This is a genomic window from Streptomyces sp. NPDC051214, assembly GCF_040682375.1.
In the GTDB taxonomy this organism is placed as follows: Bacteria; Actinomycetota; Actinomycetes; order Streptomycetales; family Streptomycetaceae; genus Streptomyces.
In genome coordinates this window covers 370705-387703 of the sequence record NZ_JBFBAT010000001.1, presented here as the reverse complement: position 1 = coordinate 387703, position 16999 = coordinate 370705, and the positions used below count along the sequence as shown (strand labels likewise).

The 16999-nt window shown below is 71.1% G+C and carries 15 protein-coding genes; 12 read left to right on the top strand and 3 right to left on the bottom strand.

The window, feature by feature from the left end; translation table 11 throughout:
* The first annotated feature begins 78 nt into the window (after positions 1 to 78).
* The 8 genes from AB0M70_RS01820 to AB0M70_RS01785 all read left to right on the top strand — a co-directional run bounded on the left by AB0M70_RS01820 (position 79) and on the right by AB0M70_RS01785 (position 8416).
* Complete coding sequence (locus AB0M70_RS01820) at positions 79 to 1164, top strand: sugar ABC transporter substrate-binding protein (RefSeq protein ID WP_365815242.1); 1086 nt, start codon at positions 79 to 81, stop codon at positions 1162 to 1164.
* Positions 1165 to 1172: 8 nt separating this feature from the next.
* Positions 1173 to 2783 carry a sugar ABC transporter ATP-binding protein gene (locus AB0M70_RS01815; protein WP_365815240.1) on the top strand — a complete coding sequence of 537 codons (1611 nt, stop codon included), beginning with the start codon at positions 1173 to 1175 and terminating at the stop codon, positions 2781 to 2783.
* On the top strand, positions 2776 to 3816 hold the full coding sequence (locus tag AB0M70_RS01810) for an ABC transporter permease (protein WP_365815238.1): 1041 nt from the start codon (positions 2776 to 2778) through the stop codon (positions 3814 to 3816). Before AB0M70_RS01815 ends, AB0M70_RS01810 begins: the two co-directional genes overlap by 8 nt.
* Positions 3817 to 3866: 50 nt before the next feature.
* Positions 3867 to 5222, top strand: a complete 1356-nt coding sequence (locus AB0M70_RS01805) for an L-fuconate dehydratase (protein ID WP_365815236.1) — start codon at positions 3867 to 3869, stop codon at positions 5220 to 5222.
* Positions 5219 to 5983 carry an SDR family oxidoreductase gene (locus AB0M70_RS01800; protein ID WP_365815234.1) on the top strand — a complete coding sequence of 255 codons (765 nt, stop codon included), beginning with the start codon at positions 5219 to 5221 and terminating at the stop codon, positions 5981 to 5983. Before AB0M70_RS01805 ends, AB0M70_RS01800 begins: the two co-directional genes overlap by 4 nt.
* A 5-nt stretch (positions 5984 to 5988) precedes the next feature.
* Positions 5989 to 7002, top strand: a complete 1014-nt coding sequence (locus AB0M70_RS01795) for an aldo/keto reductase (protein WP_365815232.1) — start codon at positions 5989 to 5991, stop codon at positions 7000 to 7002.
* Between the two features lie 218 nt (positions 7003 to 7220).
* Positions 7221 to 7535 (top strand): L-rhamnose mutarotase, encoded by a 315-nt coding sequence (locus tag AB0M70_RS01790; RefSeq protein WP_365815230.1) that lies wholly within the window; start codon positions 7221 to 7223, stop codon positions 7533 to 7535.
* Complete coding sequence (locus AB0M70_RS01785) at positions 7520 to 8416, top strand: amidohydrolase family protein (protein WP_365815228.1); 897 nt, start codon at positions 7520 to 7522, stop codon at positions 8414 to 8416. Before AB0M70_RS01790 ends, AB0M70_RS01785 begins: the two co-directional genes overlap by 16 nt.
* Here the strand turns inward: AB0M70_RS01785 and AB0M70_RS01780 are convergent.
* Complete coding sequence (locus tag AB0M70_RS01780) at positions 8400 to 9818, bottom strand: lipase maturation factor family protein (RefSeq protein WP_365815226.1); 1419 nt, start codon at positions 9816 to 9818, stop codon at positions 8400 to 8402. The two genes, AB0M70_RS01785 and AB0M70_RS01780, sit on opposite strands and share 17 nt — an antisense overlap.
* 109 nt (positions 9819 to 9927) lie before the next feature.
* Here AB0M70_RS01780 and AB0M70_RS01775 point away from each other — a divergent pair, with 109 nt between their 5' ends.
* From AB0M70_RS01775 to AB0M70_RS01765, 3 genes are read left to right on the top strand one after another with little or no spacing between them, the layout of a single operon-like run.
* Positions 9928 to 11082: a DUF6777 domain-containing protein gene (locus tag AB0M70_RS01775; RefSeq protein ID WP_365815224.1), complete on the top strand. Its 1155-nt coding sequence runs from the start codon at positions 9928 to 9930 to the stop codon at positions 11080 to 11082.
* Between the two features lie 42 nt (positions 11083 to 11124).
* Positions 11125 to 13194 carry a SpoIIE family protein phosphatase gene (locus AB0M70_RS01770; protein WP_365815222.1) on the top strand — a complete coding sequence of 690 codons (2070 nt, stop codon included), beginning with the start codon at positions 11125 to 11127 and terminating at the stop codon, positions 13192 to 13194.
* Positions 13195 to 13244: 50 nt separating this feature from the next.
* Positions 13245 to 14105 carry a DNA-formamidopyrimidine glycosylase family protein gene (locus tag AB0M70_RS01765; protein ID WP_365815220.1) on the top strand — a complete coding sequence of 287 codons (861 nt, stop codon included), beginning with the start codon at positions 13245 to 13247 and terminating at the stop codon, positions 14103 to 14105.
* Between the two features lie 18 nt (positions 14106 to 14123).
* Here AB0M70_RS01765 and AB0M70_RS01760 read toward each other — a convergent pair whose 3' ends face one another.
* Entirely contained in the window at positions 14124 to 14777 is a 654-nt protein-coding gene (locus AB0M70_RS01760; protein ID WP_365815217.1) for a zf-HC2 domain-containing protein, read from the bottom strand.
* 151 nt (positions 14778 to 14928) lie between these two features.
* Positions 14929 to 15444 (bottom strand): hypothetical protein, encoded by a 516-nt coding sequence (locus AB0M70_RS01755; RefSeq protein WP_363207257.1) that lies wholly within the window; start codon positions 15442 to 15444, stop codon positions 14929 to 14931.
* Between the two features lie 289 nt (positions 15445 to 15733).
* On the opposite strand from AB0M70_RS01755, the gene AB0M70_RS01750 reads away from it, so the two are divergent.
* Entirely contained in the window at positions 15734 to 16978 is a 1245-nt protein-coding gene (locus tag AB0M70_RS01750) for a CapA family protein (RefSeq protein WP_365815215.1), read from the top strand.
* The last annotated feature ends 21 nt before the right edge of the window (positions 16979 to 16999 follow it).

Sequence of the window (16999 nt, the reverse complement as noted above, 5' to 3'; positions counted from 1 at the left end):
TGAGCGCCAAGTGGTCTGATAAATATTCGCCCATCAGTCGCCAGTACTTCCGATCCACGCTCGATGAGGAGCCGTCAGATGGCCGGCAGAACAGTGCGCAACAGGACCAGCAAGGCGGGGACCTCGCGTGTGGCGCGGATCGCCGCCGCCGCGGCCTGCGCGTCCCTCGTGCTCACGGCATGCGGCAGTACGAAGGACAGCGCGGCGCCCGCGGGCGGCGGAGGCGGCGGGGAGGGCAAGGTCGGGGTGATCCTGCCCCTGCTGACCTCGCCGTTCTGGCAGTCGTACAACGACTACGTGCCGAAGATGGCGAAGTCCGAGGACGTCGACGCGATGAAGACCGTCAACTCCAACAGTGACCCCTCGCAGCAGATCACCGACATCAACAACCAGCTCAATCAGGGCGTCAAGGGGCTCGTCGTCGCGCCGCTCGACAGCGCGGCCATCTCCGCGGGACTCGACCAGGCCGAGCGCAAAGGCGTGCCCGTGGTCGCCGTCGACGTCGCCCCCGAGAAGGGCAAGGTCGCGATGGTGGTGCGGGCCAACAACGTCGCGTACGGCGAGAAGGCCTGCGACTACCTCGGCGAGCAGGTCAAGACCGGCAAGGTCGTCCAGATCATGGGCGACCTCGCCTCCGTCAACGGCCGTGAGCGCTCCGAGGCGTTCCGCACCTGCGTGAAGAAGAAGTACCCCAAGCTCAAGGTCCTGGAGATCCCCGCCAAGTGGGAGTCCGACACCGCCGCCTCCAAGCTGGACACGCTGCTCAACTCCAACCCCGACATCAAGGGCATCTACATGCAGGCGGGCGGCGTCTATCTCGCGCCCACCCTGCAGACCCTGAAGTCCAAGAAGATGCTCAAGAAGACCGGCGAGAAGGGCCACATCACCGTCATCTCGAACGACGGCATCCCGCAGGAGTTCGACGCCATCCGCAAGGGCCAGATCGACGCCACGGTCTCGCAGCCGGCCGACGCGTACGCCAAGTACGGCATGTACTACATCAAGGCCGCGATGAACGGGAAGAAGTTCAAGCCCGGCAGGACCGACCACGGTTCGACCATCGTGAAGCTGCCCGGCGGCATCCTCGAGGACCAGCTGCCCGCGCCGCTGGTCACCAAGGAGAACGTGGACGACTCCGAGCTGTGGGGCAACACGGTCAAATGAGGACACCGATGACCGAGCCCCCCACCGGCCCGGCGACGACCCCGCTCGTCGAAGCGGCCGGCATCACCAAGCGGTACGGGCCCACCGTCGCCCTCCAGGACGGGCAGCTGACCGTCCTGCCCGGTGAGTCCCACGCCCTCGTCGGCCGCAACGGCGCGGGCAAGTCCACCCTCGTCACCATCCTCACCGGACTCCAGGCGCCGGACGCGGGCACCGTCCACTTCGACGGGGAGCCCGCGCCCCCGCTCACCGACCGCGACGCCTGGCGCCGCAAGGTGGCCTGCGTCTACCAGAAACCGACGGTCGTGCCTGACTTGACCGTCGCCGAGAACCTCTTCATCAACCGGCAGCCCGCAGGCCGCGGCGGCTTCATCAGCTGGCGCAAGCTGCGCGCCCAGGCCGCGGAGGTGCTCGACACCTGGGACGTACGCGTCGACCCGGACGCCCGCACCGCCGACCTCAAGGTCGAGGACCGGCAGATGGTCGAGATCGCGCGGGCGCTGAGCTTCGGGGCGCGGTTCATCGTCCTCGACGAGCCCACCGCGCAGCTCGACAACCGGGAGATCGAACGGCTCTTCACGCGCATGCGGGCGCTCCAGGAGTCGGGGGTCACCTTTCTCTTCATCTCGCACCACCTTCAGGAGGTGTACGAGGTGTGCCAGACCGTCACGGTCCTGCGCGACGCCCGCTGGATCACCACGGAGCCCGTCGCCGACCTGCCCCGCGCCGCCCTGGTCGAAGCCATGGCGGGCGAGGCCCTGCGGGAGAAGGAGGCCGCCGAGGAGTCCGTGGCCCGGACCGAGGTCCCCGCCGACGCCCCGGTGATGCTCGACGTCAGGGGCCTCACCAGCGACTCGTACGCGGACGTCGACCTGACCGTCCGCAAGGGTGAGGTCGTGGGCCTGGCCGGGTCCAGCGGTAGCGGCAAGATCAACCTCGCGGAGACCGTCGCGGGTCTGCACACGCCGACCGCCGGCAGCGCACGGCTCGACGGCGAGAAGCTGCCGTTCGGGGACGTCACCGCTTCGCTGCGCGCCGGAGTGGGCTGCGTGCCGCGCGACCGGCACGACCAGGGCCTGGTCTTCGGGATGACGATCGGCGACAACGCCACGATGACCGTGCTCGACCGGCTCGGGAAGTACGGCTTCGTCGGCACCGAACGCAAGCGCGGCTTCGCCGAGGAGCTCATCGACCGCCTCGACATCCATGCCGAGGGACCCGACCAGCCCGTGTCGGACCTCTCCGGCGGCAATGCCCAGAAGGTCGTCATGGCACGCGCCCTCGCCTCGGACCCGCGCCTCCTCGTCCTCATCAACCCCACCGCGGGCGTGGACGTGAAGTCCAAGGAGTCCCTGCTCGCCCGGATGGACAACGCCCGCGAGGACGGCACCGCCGTCCTCGTCGTCTCCGACGAACTGGACGACCTGCGGCGCTGCGACCGCGTCCTGGTCCTCTTCCACGGCCGCGTCGTCGCCGAGCACGAGGCGGGTTTCACCGACCACGACCTGATCGCGTCGATCGAGGGGGTGGGAGCCACGGGCCCCGAAAGGGGCGCGGGGAACTGCGCGACCAGCCACAACGGGCCCGCAGCCGAAAATCAAGGAGACCACCATGGCTGACCTCAAGGCCCCGGCCGCGACCGCACCCGACCTGACGGCGAAGACCGACAACGCCCGAGCCCAGGCGCGCTCGGTGCTGCTGCGCCGGGCCAGGGAACTCGCCCTGGTGCCGGCCTTGCTGCTGCTCATGCTGCTCGGCACCCTGGTGAACGACTCGTTCCTCACGGAACGCAACCTCATCTCGATCCTCGGCGCCTCCGCCGCCCTGGCGATGGTCGTCCTCGCCGAGTCGCTCGTTCTGATCACGGGCAAGTTCGACCTGTCCCTGGAGTCTGTCGTCGGCATCGCGCCGGCCGTCGGTGCGCTCCTCGTCCTGCCCGCCGCCCAGGCCGGGTTCGGCACGGACATGCCCGTGGCTGTCGGGCTTCTCGCGATCCTGCTCGTCGGCGGAGCCATCGGCGCCTTCAACGGCATCCTCGTGGTGAAGCTCAAGCTCAACGCGTTCATCGTCACGCTCGCCATGCTGATCGTGCTGCGCGGACTGCTGGTCGGCGCGACCAAGGGCAAGACGCTCTTCGGGATGCCCGACGCCTTCTACACCCTCGCCACCTCGACGTTCCTGACCATCCCGCTCTCGGTGTGGCTGGCAGCCGTCTCCTTCGGCGTCGCCGGCTTCGTCCTCAAGTACCACCGCGTGGGGCGCGCCCTGTACGCGATCGGCGGCAACGCGGACGCGGCACGCGCCGCGGGCATCCGCGTCGAGCGCGTGATGCTCGGCGTGTTCGTCGTCGCCGGCTGCCTCGCCGCCGTCGGCGGGCTCATGCAGACCGGCTACGTCGGCGCGATCAACGCCAACCAGGGCCAGAACATGATTTTCACCGTGTTCGCGGCCGCCGTCATCGGCGGCATCAGTCTCGACGGCGGCAAGGGCACCATGTTCGGCGCCCTCACCGGCGTGCTGCTGCTCGGCGTCGTACAGAACCTGCTCACTCTCGCCCAGGTGCCTTCCTTCTGGATCCAGGCCATCTACGGCGGAATCATCCTGGTCGCCCTGATGATCGCGCGCGTCACCACCGGCCGCGCACAGGACTGACCCCGCTCCGGGTTCCCCCGTCTCCTTGCCCCTTTCCGGAAAGGCCTCCTGTGTCCCCGACTCCCGCCCGCATCACCGCGGTCGACACCTATGACGTACGGTTCCCGACCTCACGGGACCTCGACGGATCCGACGCGATGAACCCGGACCCCGACTACTCCGCCGCCTATGTGGTCCTGCGCACCGACGCCGACGACGGTCTGGAGGGGCACGGCTTCACCTTCACCATCGGGCGCGGCAACGACGTCCAGGTCGCCGCGATCGAGTCGCTGCGTCATCACGTGCTCGGCCGGCCGGTCGAGGAACTCTGCGCCGATCCGGGGACGTTGAACCGCGACCTGGTCGGGGACAGCCAACTGCGGTGGCTCGGGCCCGAGAAGGGCGTGATGCACATGGCCATCGGTGCCGTGGTCAACGCGGCGTGGGATCTGGCGGCCAAGCGTGCGGGCAAGCCGCTGTGGCGGTTTCTGGCCGACGCCGATCCCCAGTGGCTCGTCTCCCAGATCGACTTCCGCTACATCGCCGACGCCCTCGCCCCGCAAGAGGCCCTGGACATGCTCCGGTCGGGCCGCCATGGAGCCGCCGAGCGTGCGGCCCTGCTGCGGGAGCGCGGCTTCCCCGGATACACGACGTCGCCCGGCTGGCTCGGCTACAGCGACGAGAAGCTGACCCGCCTCGCCCGGCAGGCCGTCGCCGACGGCTTCACCCAGATCAAGCTGAAGGTCGGTGCGGACCTGGCGGACGACGTACGCCGCTGCCGTACCGCCCGCGAGGCGATCGGGCCCGGCATCCGCATGGCGATCGACGCCAACCAGCGCTGGAACGTCGGTGAGGCCGTCGAATGGACGCGCGCCCTGGCGGAGTTCGACCCGTACTGGGTGGAGGAGCCCACCAGCCCCGACGACGTCCTCGGACACGCCGCGATCCGGAAGGCCGTCGCCCCGGTCAAGGTCGCCACCGGCGAACACGTGCAGAACCGCATCATCTTCAAACAGCTCCTCCAGGCGGGAGCGATCGACGTGCTGCAGATCGACGCGGCCCGCGTCGGCGGAGTCAACGAGAACCTCGCGATCCTGCTGCTCGCCGCCAAGTTCGGCGTCCCGGTCTGCCCGCACGCTGGTGGCGTCGGCCTGTGCGAACTCGTCCAGCACCTCTCGATGTTCGACTTCGTGGCGCTCTCGGGGACCACCGAGAACCGCGTCATCGAGTACGTCGACCACCTCCACGACCACTTCGTCGACCCGGTCGTGGTGCGCGACGGCCACTACATGGCGCCCACCGCGCCGGGCTTCTCGGCCACCATGCGGGCCGAGTCCCTCGCCGAATTCACCTATCCGGACGGCGCCTTCTGGGCGGCCGACCTCGCGCACGGCAAACTCGCACACGGCAAAGGAGCAGCCGCATGACCGACGCCCAGGACTTCGAGGGGCTCAAGGCCCTGGTCACCGGCGGAGCCTCCGGGATCGGACGGGCCACCGCCGAACTGCTCGCCGCACGAGGCGCCCGCGTCGCCGTGCTCGACCTGGACCCAGGAAGCGTGGAGAAGCCGCTCACCGGCCACCGCGCCGACGTCTCCGACGACGCGTCGGTGCGCGAGGCCGTGGCCGCCGCCGTGGACGAGCTCGGCGGACTCGACGTACTGATCAACAACGCGGGCATCGGCGCGCAGGGCACCGTCGAGGACAACGACGACGACCAGTGGCACAAGGTGCTCGACGTGAACGTCCTCGGGATCGTGCGCACCACCCGCGCCGCCCTGCCGCACCTGCGCGTCTCCACCCACGCGGCGATCGTCAACACCTGCTCGATCGCCGCCACGGCCGGTCTGCCGCAGCGCGCCCTCTACTCGGCGTCCAAGGGCGCCGTGCTCTCCCTGACGCTCGCGATGGCCGCCGACCACGTACGCGAAGGGGTGCGCGTCAACTGCGTCAACCCCGGCACCGTGGACACCCCGTGGGTCGGCCGCCTCCTGGACGCCGCGCCCGACCCGGCGGCCGAGCGTGCCGCGCTCGCGGCCCGCCAGCCCACCGGGCGCCTCGTCTCGGCCGACGAAGTCGCGGGCGCCATCGCTTACTTGGCGAGCCCTCTGTCCGGCGCGACCACCGGCACCGCGCTCGCCGTCGACGGCGGCATGCAGGGCCTGCGGCTGCGGCCCGCGAGCCGGTGAGCGGCATGGCCCGGCGCGCCATCGGACCCGGCGGCGTCGAGGTGACCGAGCTGTCCTTCGGCGCCGCCGGCCTCGGCAACCTCTACACGCCGATCACCGACGAGGAGGCCCGCGCGGCGATCGACGCCGCCTGGGAGGCGGGCATCCGCTACTTCGACACCGCCCCGCACTACGGCATCGGCCTGTCCGAGCGCAGGCTCGGCGAGGCACTGCGGGCACGCCCCCGCGGGACGTACACGCTCTCGACCAAGGTAGGCCGCCTCCTCGAAGCGCTGGAGAGGCCCGGGGGTGACGACCTGGACCACGGCTTCGCCGTCCCGGCCACGCACCGCCGGGTCTGGGACTTCAGCGCGGACGGCATCCGCCGCTCCCTGGAGGCGAGCCTCACCCGCCTCGGCACCGACCGCGTCGACATCGTCTACCTCCACGACCCGGACGACCACGCCGAGCAGGCCTTCCGCGAGGGCTATCCGGCCCTGGAGCGGCTGCGCTCCGAAGGCGTCGTGGGCGCGATCGGCGCGGGCATGAACCAGACGGCGATGCTCACCCGCTTCGTCCGGGACACGGACGTCGACGCCGTGCTGTGCGCGGGTCGCTACACGCTCCTGGACCAGAGCGCTCTGACCGAACTCCTCCCGGCCGCGCACGAGCGAGGCAAGGCGGTCGTGATCGGCGGCGTGTTCAACTCGGGCCTGCTCGCCGACCCCAGACCCGGCGCGACGTACGACTACACGACCGCGCCACAGGACCTGGTGGACCACGCCCGCCGTCTGCAGACGATCGCGGAGCGCCACGGCACCACACTGCGCGCGGCCGCCTTGACCTTCCCCCTGGCCCACCCGGCGGTGACCACCGTCCTCGTCGGCGCCCGCTCCCCGTACGAAGTCCGCGACGCGGCGGCGCAGTTCGTGAGGGCGGTCCCCGAGGACTTCTGGGGGGAGGCGCGAACCGCGGGCCTGCTGCCCGCCGATGCCCCGGTGCCGGCCCCGGTGCCGGTGTCAGGGGCGGAGTCCGCGTGACGATCACCCCATGCACGAGAAGGCGCGCTGCCGGGCAACACCGGCGGCCCCCGGCTCGGCGGCACGGTCATCGACCTCAAGCTTGGCTACGCCCCCACGGCGTGGGCGGGTGCGGCGTGTGCGACGCCGGTCGCGGCCGGGCCGCCCGCCTTGGGTTGGCCGACGCCGTTGAGTTCGCGACGCCCGTCCCCCGTCCCAGACCCACGAGAGGACCCCGCGTGAGAATCGCGCTGCACACCAAGGTCCGCGCCGACCGCGTCGCCGCGTACGACGCCGCACACCGGGAGGTGCCCGCCGAGCTGGTCGCCGCCATCCGCGCGGCCGGTGCCACCTCCTGGACGATCTGGCGCAGCGGCACCGACCTCTTCCACGTCCTGGAGTGCGCGGACTACGCCCGTCTCCTCGCCGAGCTGGACACGCTGCCGGTCAACGTCGCCTGGCAGGCGCGCATGGCCGACCTGCTCGACGTCGTCCACGACTACTCGGCCGAGGGCGCGGACGCGGGCCTGCCCGTCGTATGGGAGCTGCCGTGACGGCGGAACCTGCCGTGGCGCCCGGCCTCGTCGACGCCCACCACCACGTGTGGGACCTCTCCGTACGCGACCAGGAGTGGATCACCGGCGACGCGCTCGCCCCGATCCGCCGGAACTTCTCCCTCGCCGATCTGCTGCCCGAGGCCCGCGCCGCGGGCGTCACCGCGACCGTGCTCGTGCAGACGGTCACCGTCGCCGAGGAGACCCCCGAGTTCCTCGCCCTGGCGGCCGGCAGCGACCTGGTCGCGGGCGTCGTCGGGTGGACCGACCTCACCAGCCCGGACGTCGCCGACGCCCTCGCTGAAACGCGTGAACTCCCGGGCGGGCAGCACCTCGTGGGCATCCGGCACCAGGTGCAGGGTGAGCCCGACCCGCAGTGGCTGTTGCGGCCCGACGTGCGTCGGGGCCTGGCCGCGGTCGGCGCCGCGGGCCTCGCCTACGACCTCGTGGTCCTGCCCCACCAACTGGTGGCTTGCGTCGAGGCGGCGCGGGGGCATCCCGAACTCACCTTCGTCCTGGACCACTTGGGCAAGCCGCCCATCGCCTCCGGCGCGCTCGAACCCTGGGCCACGGCCGTCCGCTCGCTCGCCGCGCTCCCCAACACCGTCTGCAAACTCTCCGGCCTGGTGACCGAAGCCGACCCGAGGACGTGGACGGTCGACGACCTGCGCCCGTACGCGGACACCGTCCTGGACGCCTTCGGGCCCGACCGGCTGATGTTCGGCTCGGACTGGCCCGTCTGCACTCTGGCCGCCAGCTATGCGGAAGTCGTCGACGCGGCAAGGAAGTTGACCGACTCGCTCACGGAAAGCGAACGCGCCGACCTCTTCGCGGGGACCGCGGCCCGCGTCTACCGTCTCCGACTCAGCGAGGCGAGCTGATCCGCGTAGGCGGCAGGAACTCCCGCACGTACGTCCGCTCCCAGCAGGCGCCGGTCTCGCGCAGCTCGCGCCAGGTCGTGTAGCGGTAGCGGTAGAGGCGGGCGCGGATGTACGCGGGCGGCTCGTCCGGCGGGAAGGGGATGTGGCGCAGCAGCCGCAGCGTGTCCCGGTCGCCGTCCAGGAGGCGTTCCACCAGCGGGCCGAACCACGAGCGCGCGTAGGCGGGGGAGAGCGCGGCGAACCACATCATCCAGTCGAGCCGCAGATGGTACGGCGCGAACTGCCGCGGCCAGCGGCGCACGTCGCCCGGCTTGCCCTTGAACTCATACTCCCGCCACTCCGACTCCTGCCGGGGTGTGGTGTCCGCCGTGCCCTCGATGACCACCTCCTGGCGGACGCGGCTGACGCTGCCGAACGCGCCGTACGTGTTGACGAGATGGAGCGGGTCGAAGGAGAAGTTCATGATCTGCCGGCGCGAGAACAGATTGCGCGCCGGCCGGTAACTCAGACCCAGGATCAGGGCCGTCGCCGCGATCACGACCACCTCGTACCAGAGCGGAGGAGCGGACGAGCTCGACGGAGCGCCCGCGCCGCCGAAGTCGACGACGGAGGCGGCGAGCACGATCGTCAGCCAGTTCAGCCAGGAGAAGTTGCCCGAGAGGACCAGCCACAGCTGGGTGGCGATCATCAGGCAGGCCGCGGCTGTGGCGACCGGCTGCGGCGTGAACAGCAGGACGGGCACGACGAGTTGGGTGAAGTGGTTCGCCGCGACCTCCATCCGGTGGACCGGCTTCGGCAGACGGTGGAAGAACCAGCTCAGCGGCCCCGGCATCGGCTGTGTCTCGTGGTGGAAGTACAGGCAGGTGAGCTGGCGCCAGCACGCGTCGCCGCGCATCTTGATCAGCCCGGCCCCGAACTCCACGCGGAACAGCACCCAGCGCAGCAGGAAGAGGATCAGGACCGGCGGCGCCGTCTCGTCGTTGCCGAGGAACACGGCGAGGAAACCGACCTCCAGGAGCAGCGACTCCCAGCCGAAGCCGTACCAGGTCTGTCCCACGTTCACGATCGAGAGATACAGGGCCCACGGCACGAGCCACAGCAGCATGCCGCCCCACAGGGGGAGCAGTCCGTCGGCGCCCGCGAGCAGCGCGAGGGCGCAGGCGCAGCCCGTCCACGCGACGAGGGCGAAGAAGCGGTCCGAGTAGTGCAGGTGGAAGAGGCTCGGCGCCTTGCGGAAGGGCACGCGCTCGACGTGACGCGGTACGGGCAGCATGCCGCGCTCACCGATCAGCGCACGGAACTGCAGGGCCGCGCCGAGGAACGCGACGAGGTAGAGCGCGGCGAGAGCCCGCTGGAAGACGAGGCGGCCGAGCCAGTACTGATCCGCTGTGAACCACTCCACGAGGCCATCTTGCGCCCTGACCGGCCGTGGGTCCCTCCTCGGCTTGCGCACCGCCTCCGACTTCCTCAGAGAATGGGGCAAAGTGCCCGATAACAGGCGGGAGAGCACGGTGCGTGTGCCCACCAGGCCCACCAGCCCCACCAAGCCCACCAAGCCCATCAGGAGCTACGCGACGGTCTTCGCGATATCCGCGGCCCTCGCCCTCGCGGGATGCTCGGGCTCGGGTGGAGGCGAGAAGAAGTCCACCGACGGCAGCGGCGAGCTGTTCATGCAGCCGGTCGCCGCCCAGGGCCCCGATCCGTTCACCGACTCCACCGCGACGAGCACGGCGACCCCCTCGCCCGTCACCCGTTCGCCGCAGCCGTCACCGACGGGTACTTCCTCGCCGACGGCCCAGGGCGTGCGCTCCCTCTCGGGCGGCACACCCGGTCTGTACGGCGGCACGCACTCCCTGGGCAGCTGCGACGTCGGCGCCCAGGTCCGCTTCCTCACCGCCGACCAGGGCAAGAGCCGCGCCTTCGCCCAGGCGTCGGGCATCTCCCAGGCGGACATCCCGAGCTTCCTGCGCGGCCTGACGCCGGTCGTGCTGCGGGCCGACACCCGCGTGACCAACCACGGCTACCGCGACGGCGGTGCCACCAGCTTCCAGTCCGTGCTGCAGACGGGCACCGCCGTCCTCGTCGACAACCGGGGGCTGCCCCGCGTGCGGTGTGCCTGCGGGAACCCGCTGAAGCCGCCGGTCGCGCTCAAGGGCACGCCCAGACACCAGGGCGAGCAGTGGTCCGGCTACCGCCCGGCGCAGGTCGTGGTGGTGACCCCGGCGCCGAAGATCATCGTGAACATCACGATCGTGAACATCGTCGACAACACCTGGATCGAGCGGAGGACCGGCGACGAGGACGGCGGCCACGACCACACCGTGCCGCCGCCGCACCCGACCCCGACGCCCACCCCCACCACGCCGACCCCGACCGACCCGGACGACAGCGACTCGCCCAGCGACAGTGACAGCCCCAGCGACAGCGACACCCCCAGCGACAGCGACTCGCCCAGCGACAGCGATACGCCGAGTGACAGCGACAGCCCCAGTGACAGCGACTCGCCCAGCGACAGTGACACCCCCAGCGACAGCGACTCGCCCAGTGACCGGGGCACCACCTCCACGGACTGCCCCACGCTCCCGCCCACCACGGGCACGGAGCCGCCCACCGGCACGCCGTCCGGGATCCCGTCGGGCTGCCCGACGCCCACACCCGGCGGCTGAGCGTGCGCACTCGGTCCCGACAGCGAAGAATCTTGAAGTGTCATGACGCCCACGCCCCTGCCGGACGACTGGCCAGCGGATCCCCGGTCGATCCTGGCGTCCAACCGCACAGGCTGCTTCGACTGGGACCTCGACAGCGGCCTGATGCATCTCGATGCCGCGGGCCACGAGGTCTTCGACGTACGGGCCGACGAATACGACGGCCATCCGACGAGCCTCGGCGTACGCGTCCCACCGGTCGAGGCACACCGCCTTGACGCCTACGTCTCGCACGCCCTCAAGGACGGCAGCCGCACCTACGGCATCTACTTCCGCATCCGGCTGCGGGAAGGCGGGCTCCGCTGGACCCATACCCAGGGGTTCATCCACCGTGACGAGATGGGCCGGCCGCACCGCATCGTCGGCATCATCCGCGACGCCACGCAGGAGCTGGGCGACAGCACGGCCCGGCATCAGCGCGCCGACGAGGAGGAGGACCGCCGTCGCCGTACGAGCATCGTGCAGGGCACCACGGCGGCCCTCGCGCACGCCCGTACCGTCCGGGACGTCATCGACGTGCTCAAGGACACCCACGGCCTCGCGCACCTGGGCGCCTCGAACCTCGTCATGGGCCTGGTCGAGGCCGGGCGGATCCGGCTGGTCGCGGAGGGGCCCGTGGGCAGCTTCGTGCCGGGCACCAAGTTCACGCGGATCGACGCGCGGTATCCGATGAGCGACGCCGTGCGCACGCTCTCGCCGCGCTTCATCGAGACGGCGGCGGAGTTCGCCGCCTCCTACCCGGACCTGTGGCCGCACATAGACAAGCTGGGCATCACGTCGGCCGCGTATCTGCCGCTCATCGCGCAGGCCAAGCCGATCGGCGTGCTCGGCCTGCTCTACCAGGACAAGACCGGCTTCACCGAGGAGGAGCGCAACGTCCTGGTCGCCCTCGGCAGCGGCATCGCCCAGAGCCTCCAGCGCGCCATGTTCTACGAGCAGGAGAAGGACCTGGCCCAGGGGCTTCAGCAGGCGATGCTGCCGCGCACCATCCCCGGCGTGCCCGGCGCCGACATCGCCGTCCGCTACCGCTCGGCGGCGCTCGGCCGGGACATCGGCGGCGACTGGTACGACGTGATCCCGCTGCCCGGCGGGCGCGTCGGGGCGGTCATCGGCGACGTACAGGGCCATGACACCCACGCGGCGGCCGTCATGGGCCAGCTGCGCATCGTGCTGCGCGCCTACGCCGCCGAGGGGCACCCGCCGGCCACCGTCATGGCCCGCGCCTCCGGCTTCCTGCACGAGCTCGACACCGAACGCTTCGCCACCTGCCTCTACGCGGAGGCCGATCTGTCGTCGGGCGTGGTCCAGCTGGTGCGGGCAGGACACATCGACCCGCTGGTCCAGCGGACCGACGGCACCTGCCGCAGGGTGCCGGTCGAGGGTGGTCTGCCGCTGGGGCTCTCGGCCGAGTTCGGCCGTCTCGAATATCCGGTCACCACCTTCGAACTCGACGCGGAGCAGACCCTGTTGCTCTTCACCGACGGCCTCATCGAGGAGCCGGGCGCCGACCTCGACGACGGTCTGCGGGCCCTGGGCGAGCTGGCCTGCTCGGGGCCGCGTGACCTCCAGCACCTGGCGGACCGGCTCTGCGAGACCGTGGACGAGCGGGGCGGCGAGGACGACGCGGCGCTGCTTCTCCTGCGCCGCCGCACGGCCGACGCCCCGCGGACCGGCGGCCGCCTCCAGCAGCACGTGGGCCCCGGTGACCCGGAGGCGCTGGCCGAGGCCCGGCACATGATCCGGGCCGCGGTGCGCGCCTGGGGCGCCGGGGACGGCGCCGACGAGATCGAGCTGGTGGCGGACGAGCTGATCACCAACGCGCTGATGCACACCGACGGCGCGGCGATCGTCACCCTGCGGGTGGTCAGCGGCAGCGAACGGCGCCTGCGCGTCGAGGTCGAGGACTCCTCCAGCGCGCTGCCGCGCCGCCGGGAGGCGGGGGAGTCGGGGGTGTCGGGGCGGGGGTTGCTGCTTGTGGACATGCTCGCGGACGAGTGGGGCGTCGAGTCGCGAGGCACCGGCAAGTGCGTGTGGTGCGAGTTCCTCGTGCCCGCCCGGGAAACCGAGGGGTAGGGGCGGGCGGATGGCGCTGTCGGAGCTGGAACTGGGACAGGAGTGAGCGGATGCCGGAGCTTCCCGAGGTAGAGGCGCTGCGCGCCTTCCTCACCGACCACCTCGTCGGCCACGAGATCGTGCGGGTGATGCCCGTGGCGATCAGTGTCCTCAAGACGTACGACCCGCCGCTCACCGCTCTCGAAGGGCGCACCGTCACGGCCGTGGCGCGCCACGGCAAGTTCCTCGACCTGGACGCGGACGGCCTGCATCTGGTCACCCACCTCGCCCGCGCGGGCTGGCTGCACTGGAAGGACCGCCTCCCGGACGGCACGCCACGCCCCGGCAAGGGCCCGCTGGCGCTGCGGGTCGCCCTGGAGACGGGGGAGGGCTTCGACCTGACGGAGGCGGGCACGCAAAAGCGCCTCGCGGTGTACGTGACCGACGATCCGGCGGCCATCCCGGGCATCGCCCGCCTCGGCCCCGACCCGCTGGCCCCGGACTTCGACGAGGACCGCTTCGCCGGGCTCCTGTCGGGCGAGCGCCGGCAGATCAAGGGCGCGCTGCGGGACCAGACCCTGCTCGCGGGCGTCGGGAACGCGTACAGCGACGAGATCCTGCACGCGGCCCGCATGTCTCCGTTCAAGCTCACGTCGAGCCTCACGAAGGACGAGATCCACGGGCTGTACGCGGCGCTGCGCAGCACGCTGACCGAGGCGGTGGAGCGCTCGCACGGGGTTGCCGCGGGCCGCCTCAAGGCGGAGAAGAAGAGCGGCCTGCGCGTGCACGGCCGCGCCGGTGAGACGTGTCCCGTGTGCGGCGACACCATCCGCGAGGTCTCCTTCAGCGACTCCTCGCTGCAGTACTGCCCCACCTGCCAGACGGGCGGGAAGCTGCTGGCGGACCGCAGGATGTCCCGCCTCCTGAAGTAGCCCTGCAAGCATGCGAGTTCAGCGGCTCCGTAAGGTCAGCAGGCGCAGTCCGCCGGTGGTGCGCACCTCATAGCGGGCGATGTCCTCGCGGAGCAGGGCCGCGCCTCCCTGCGTCGCCAGTTCTTCCGACGGCTCGCCGGCGGGCGCCATCCACGTCGTCACCGTCTGCTCGGAGCCGTCGGTGCCGACGGCGATGAGCTCGCAGACGTGGGGGCCGTCGGGGTCGCGGACCCGGAGTCCGATGTCCGTGCCCCAGTCGCGGCCCCGCGCGGTCAAGGTCGCCGAGACTCCGGTGCGGCCGTCGCGGGCGGTGATCTGCTCCGGGCCGGGCCCGTCGGCCCGCAGCACCGCGGCCACGGGAGCCGCGAGGGCCAGGACGACGCTCGCCGCGACCGCGCACAGCCATCGTCGGCGCCCGGCCCTGCGCAGCCGCACGGCCTCGGCGAGCAGCCGCTCCCCGAGGCCGGGACCGGGCACGGCATGTGGCTCGACGTGCGGCGGCGTGAGTCGTTCGTAGGCGGCCAACTGCTGGGCCGTCGGGCCGAGTTCCGCCAGCAGGACGCGACACTCGGGGCAGTCCATGAGGTGGTCGTCAAAGCGGAAGGTGTCGGCAGCGTCGAGGACGCCGAGCGCGTAGGCGCCGGCGTCGCGGTGCCGCTCCAGGGGCCTCATGGCGTTCCTTGCGTGACGAGTCGGGCAGGGGGGTGCTTCCTGCCCTCCCGTACGCAGCGGACCGCCGAATCACTCAAGACACGGGACGCGAACACTCGCACGGGGTGTCAGGGCGACTCCGTGGCGGTGTCGGAACGTCTCTGCCGGGGCGTCAGAACAGATGGATCGCCAGGTGTCCGAGCGGCAGCCCCAGGCGCCAGGCCGCCGTCCACACCTTAGGTCCGTCGTCCTCACCGCACGGCGACCCGCCGCCCGGCACCGCGTCCAGGTCGGGCGCGAGCAGCTCCGTCTCCTCGAGCCAGCGCCACGCCAGGTCGGCCAGCTGCAGGTCGGGTGCGGGTTCGCCGGAGGCGACCGCGTCCGCCGTGAGCAGGGCCATCCGCTCGCCGACCCAGTCGAGCCACGGCTGGTCGTACGCCGTCAGGGACAGCCAGGTCTCCAGCTGGGAGACCACACGAATGCCCGACAGTTCGCCATTTGTGTCGGAAAGGAAAATAGTCAGGGCCAGAGCATCACGCCCCGCGCGGTATTCGAAAGATGTCGGCGGCATCAAATCGCCGGTGCGCAGCAATTCGTCCGCGATGTACTCGGCGTACAACCACGCCATCGGCACGGCCAGTTCGCCATCACTCGGGCCCTCCGTGTTTCCTCGGCTCTCGTGCAGCATCCCGTCTCGCCTTCCTCCGATCCGTGCGCGTCGCCGGCCTCTGGCCCCCAATCCGGAACACGGATGAGGACAGCCGATTACCCGAAGGGGGCTCCGAGCAAGGCGCTTTACGGAGGCTTGACCAAGCCCTCGGTTTCGTCGCAGGTAGGGCCCCCTCTGTTCTTCGTGTCACATGGCCGGATGATTTAAGTCCGTTTCGGGGACTATGACGGCATTGCTGCTTGACTCGGCATTGTGTCCGAATGTGGATTCATTTCGCCGAATAACCCCCATTCATGGAGCCTGGCCGATGACGCAGCGCACACCCCAGGGAACAGCCCTTCTGACCGCGGCAATGATCGGAGCCACTCTCGCCGGAACAGCCGGCTGCACGGCGAATACGGAGCCCACCCAGGAGCGGAATACGGAGCAGCGCAGCGAAAGACCGCGGGAAGACACCCAAGGCGGTAATCGGGACGCTCCGCCCCCCGCCCCGTCGGCGGCCGGCGGCGGCCAGGGCGCCCCGCGCGCCTTCACCCTCGTCGCCTCCGGGGACGTGCTCCCGCACTCCTCGATCATCGACAGGGCCAGCGCCGACGCGGGCGGCCACGGCTACGACTTCGTGCCGATGTTCCAGGACGTCAAGCCTGTCGTCTCCAAGGCGGACCTGGCGATCTGTCACATGGAGACGATCTACGGCGAGAACGGCGACTACACCGGCTATCCCAGCTTCAAGTCCCCGCCCCAGATCGCCCAAGCCCTGGCGGCCACCGGGTACGACTCCTGCTCCACCGCCTCCAACCACACGCTCGACGACGGCTCGGCGGGAGTGAGCCGGACCCTCGCCGCGCTCGACAAGGCAGGCGTCAAGCACGCGGGTTCGGGCCGCACGGCCGCCGAGGGCAGATCGCCCGCCTGGCTGCGGGCGGGCGGCGCGAAGGTGGCGCAGCTCGCGTACACGTACGGCACGAACGACGCCCCCATGCCCCCGGGCGAGCCCTGGACGGTCAACCTCATGGAGCGCGAGCGGATCATCGCGGACGCGCGGGCCGCGCGGAAGGCGGGCGCGGACGTGGTCGTCGTCTCGGTGCACTGGGGCACGGAGTGGCAGGACGCCCCCGACCGCCGCCAGCTGAGCCTCGGCAAGGAGCTCACGGCGTCGAGGACCGGCGGCCGCCCGGACATCGACCTGATCCTGGGCACCCACGCGCATGTCCCGCAGGCCTACGAGAAGGTCAACGGCACCTGGGTCCTGTACGGCATGGGCGACCAGATCGCCGGCGACATGATCAACCACGAGGGTGCGAACGACCCCCGGGGCAACCAGGGCACCCTCGGCCGCTTCACGTTCGTCCCGCCCGCGGCCTCCGGCGGCCGCTGGGAGGTCAAGAAGGCCGAGTTCATCCCCCAGTGGTTCAACACGGCCACGGGCCGCGTGACCAACCTGAACACGGCGCTGGAAGGCGGCGCCGACGTGGCGGCCATCCGCGACCGCATCCGCGCGATCGTCCTGAGCCGGGGCGCGGGCAAGGCGGGCCTGCTGATGGGCAAGTAGCGGGAGGGGGCGTTTGGTGAG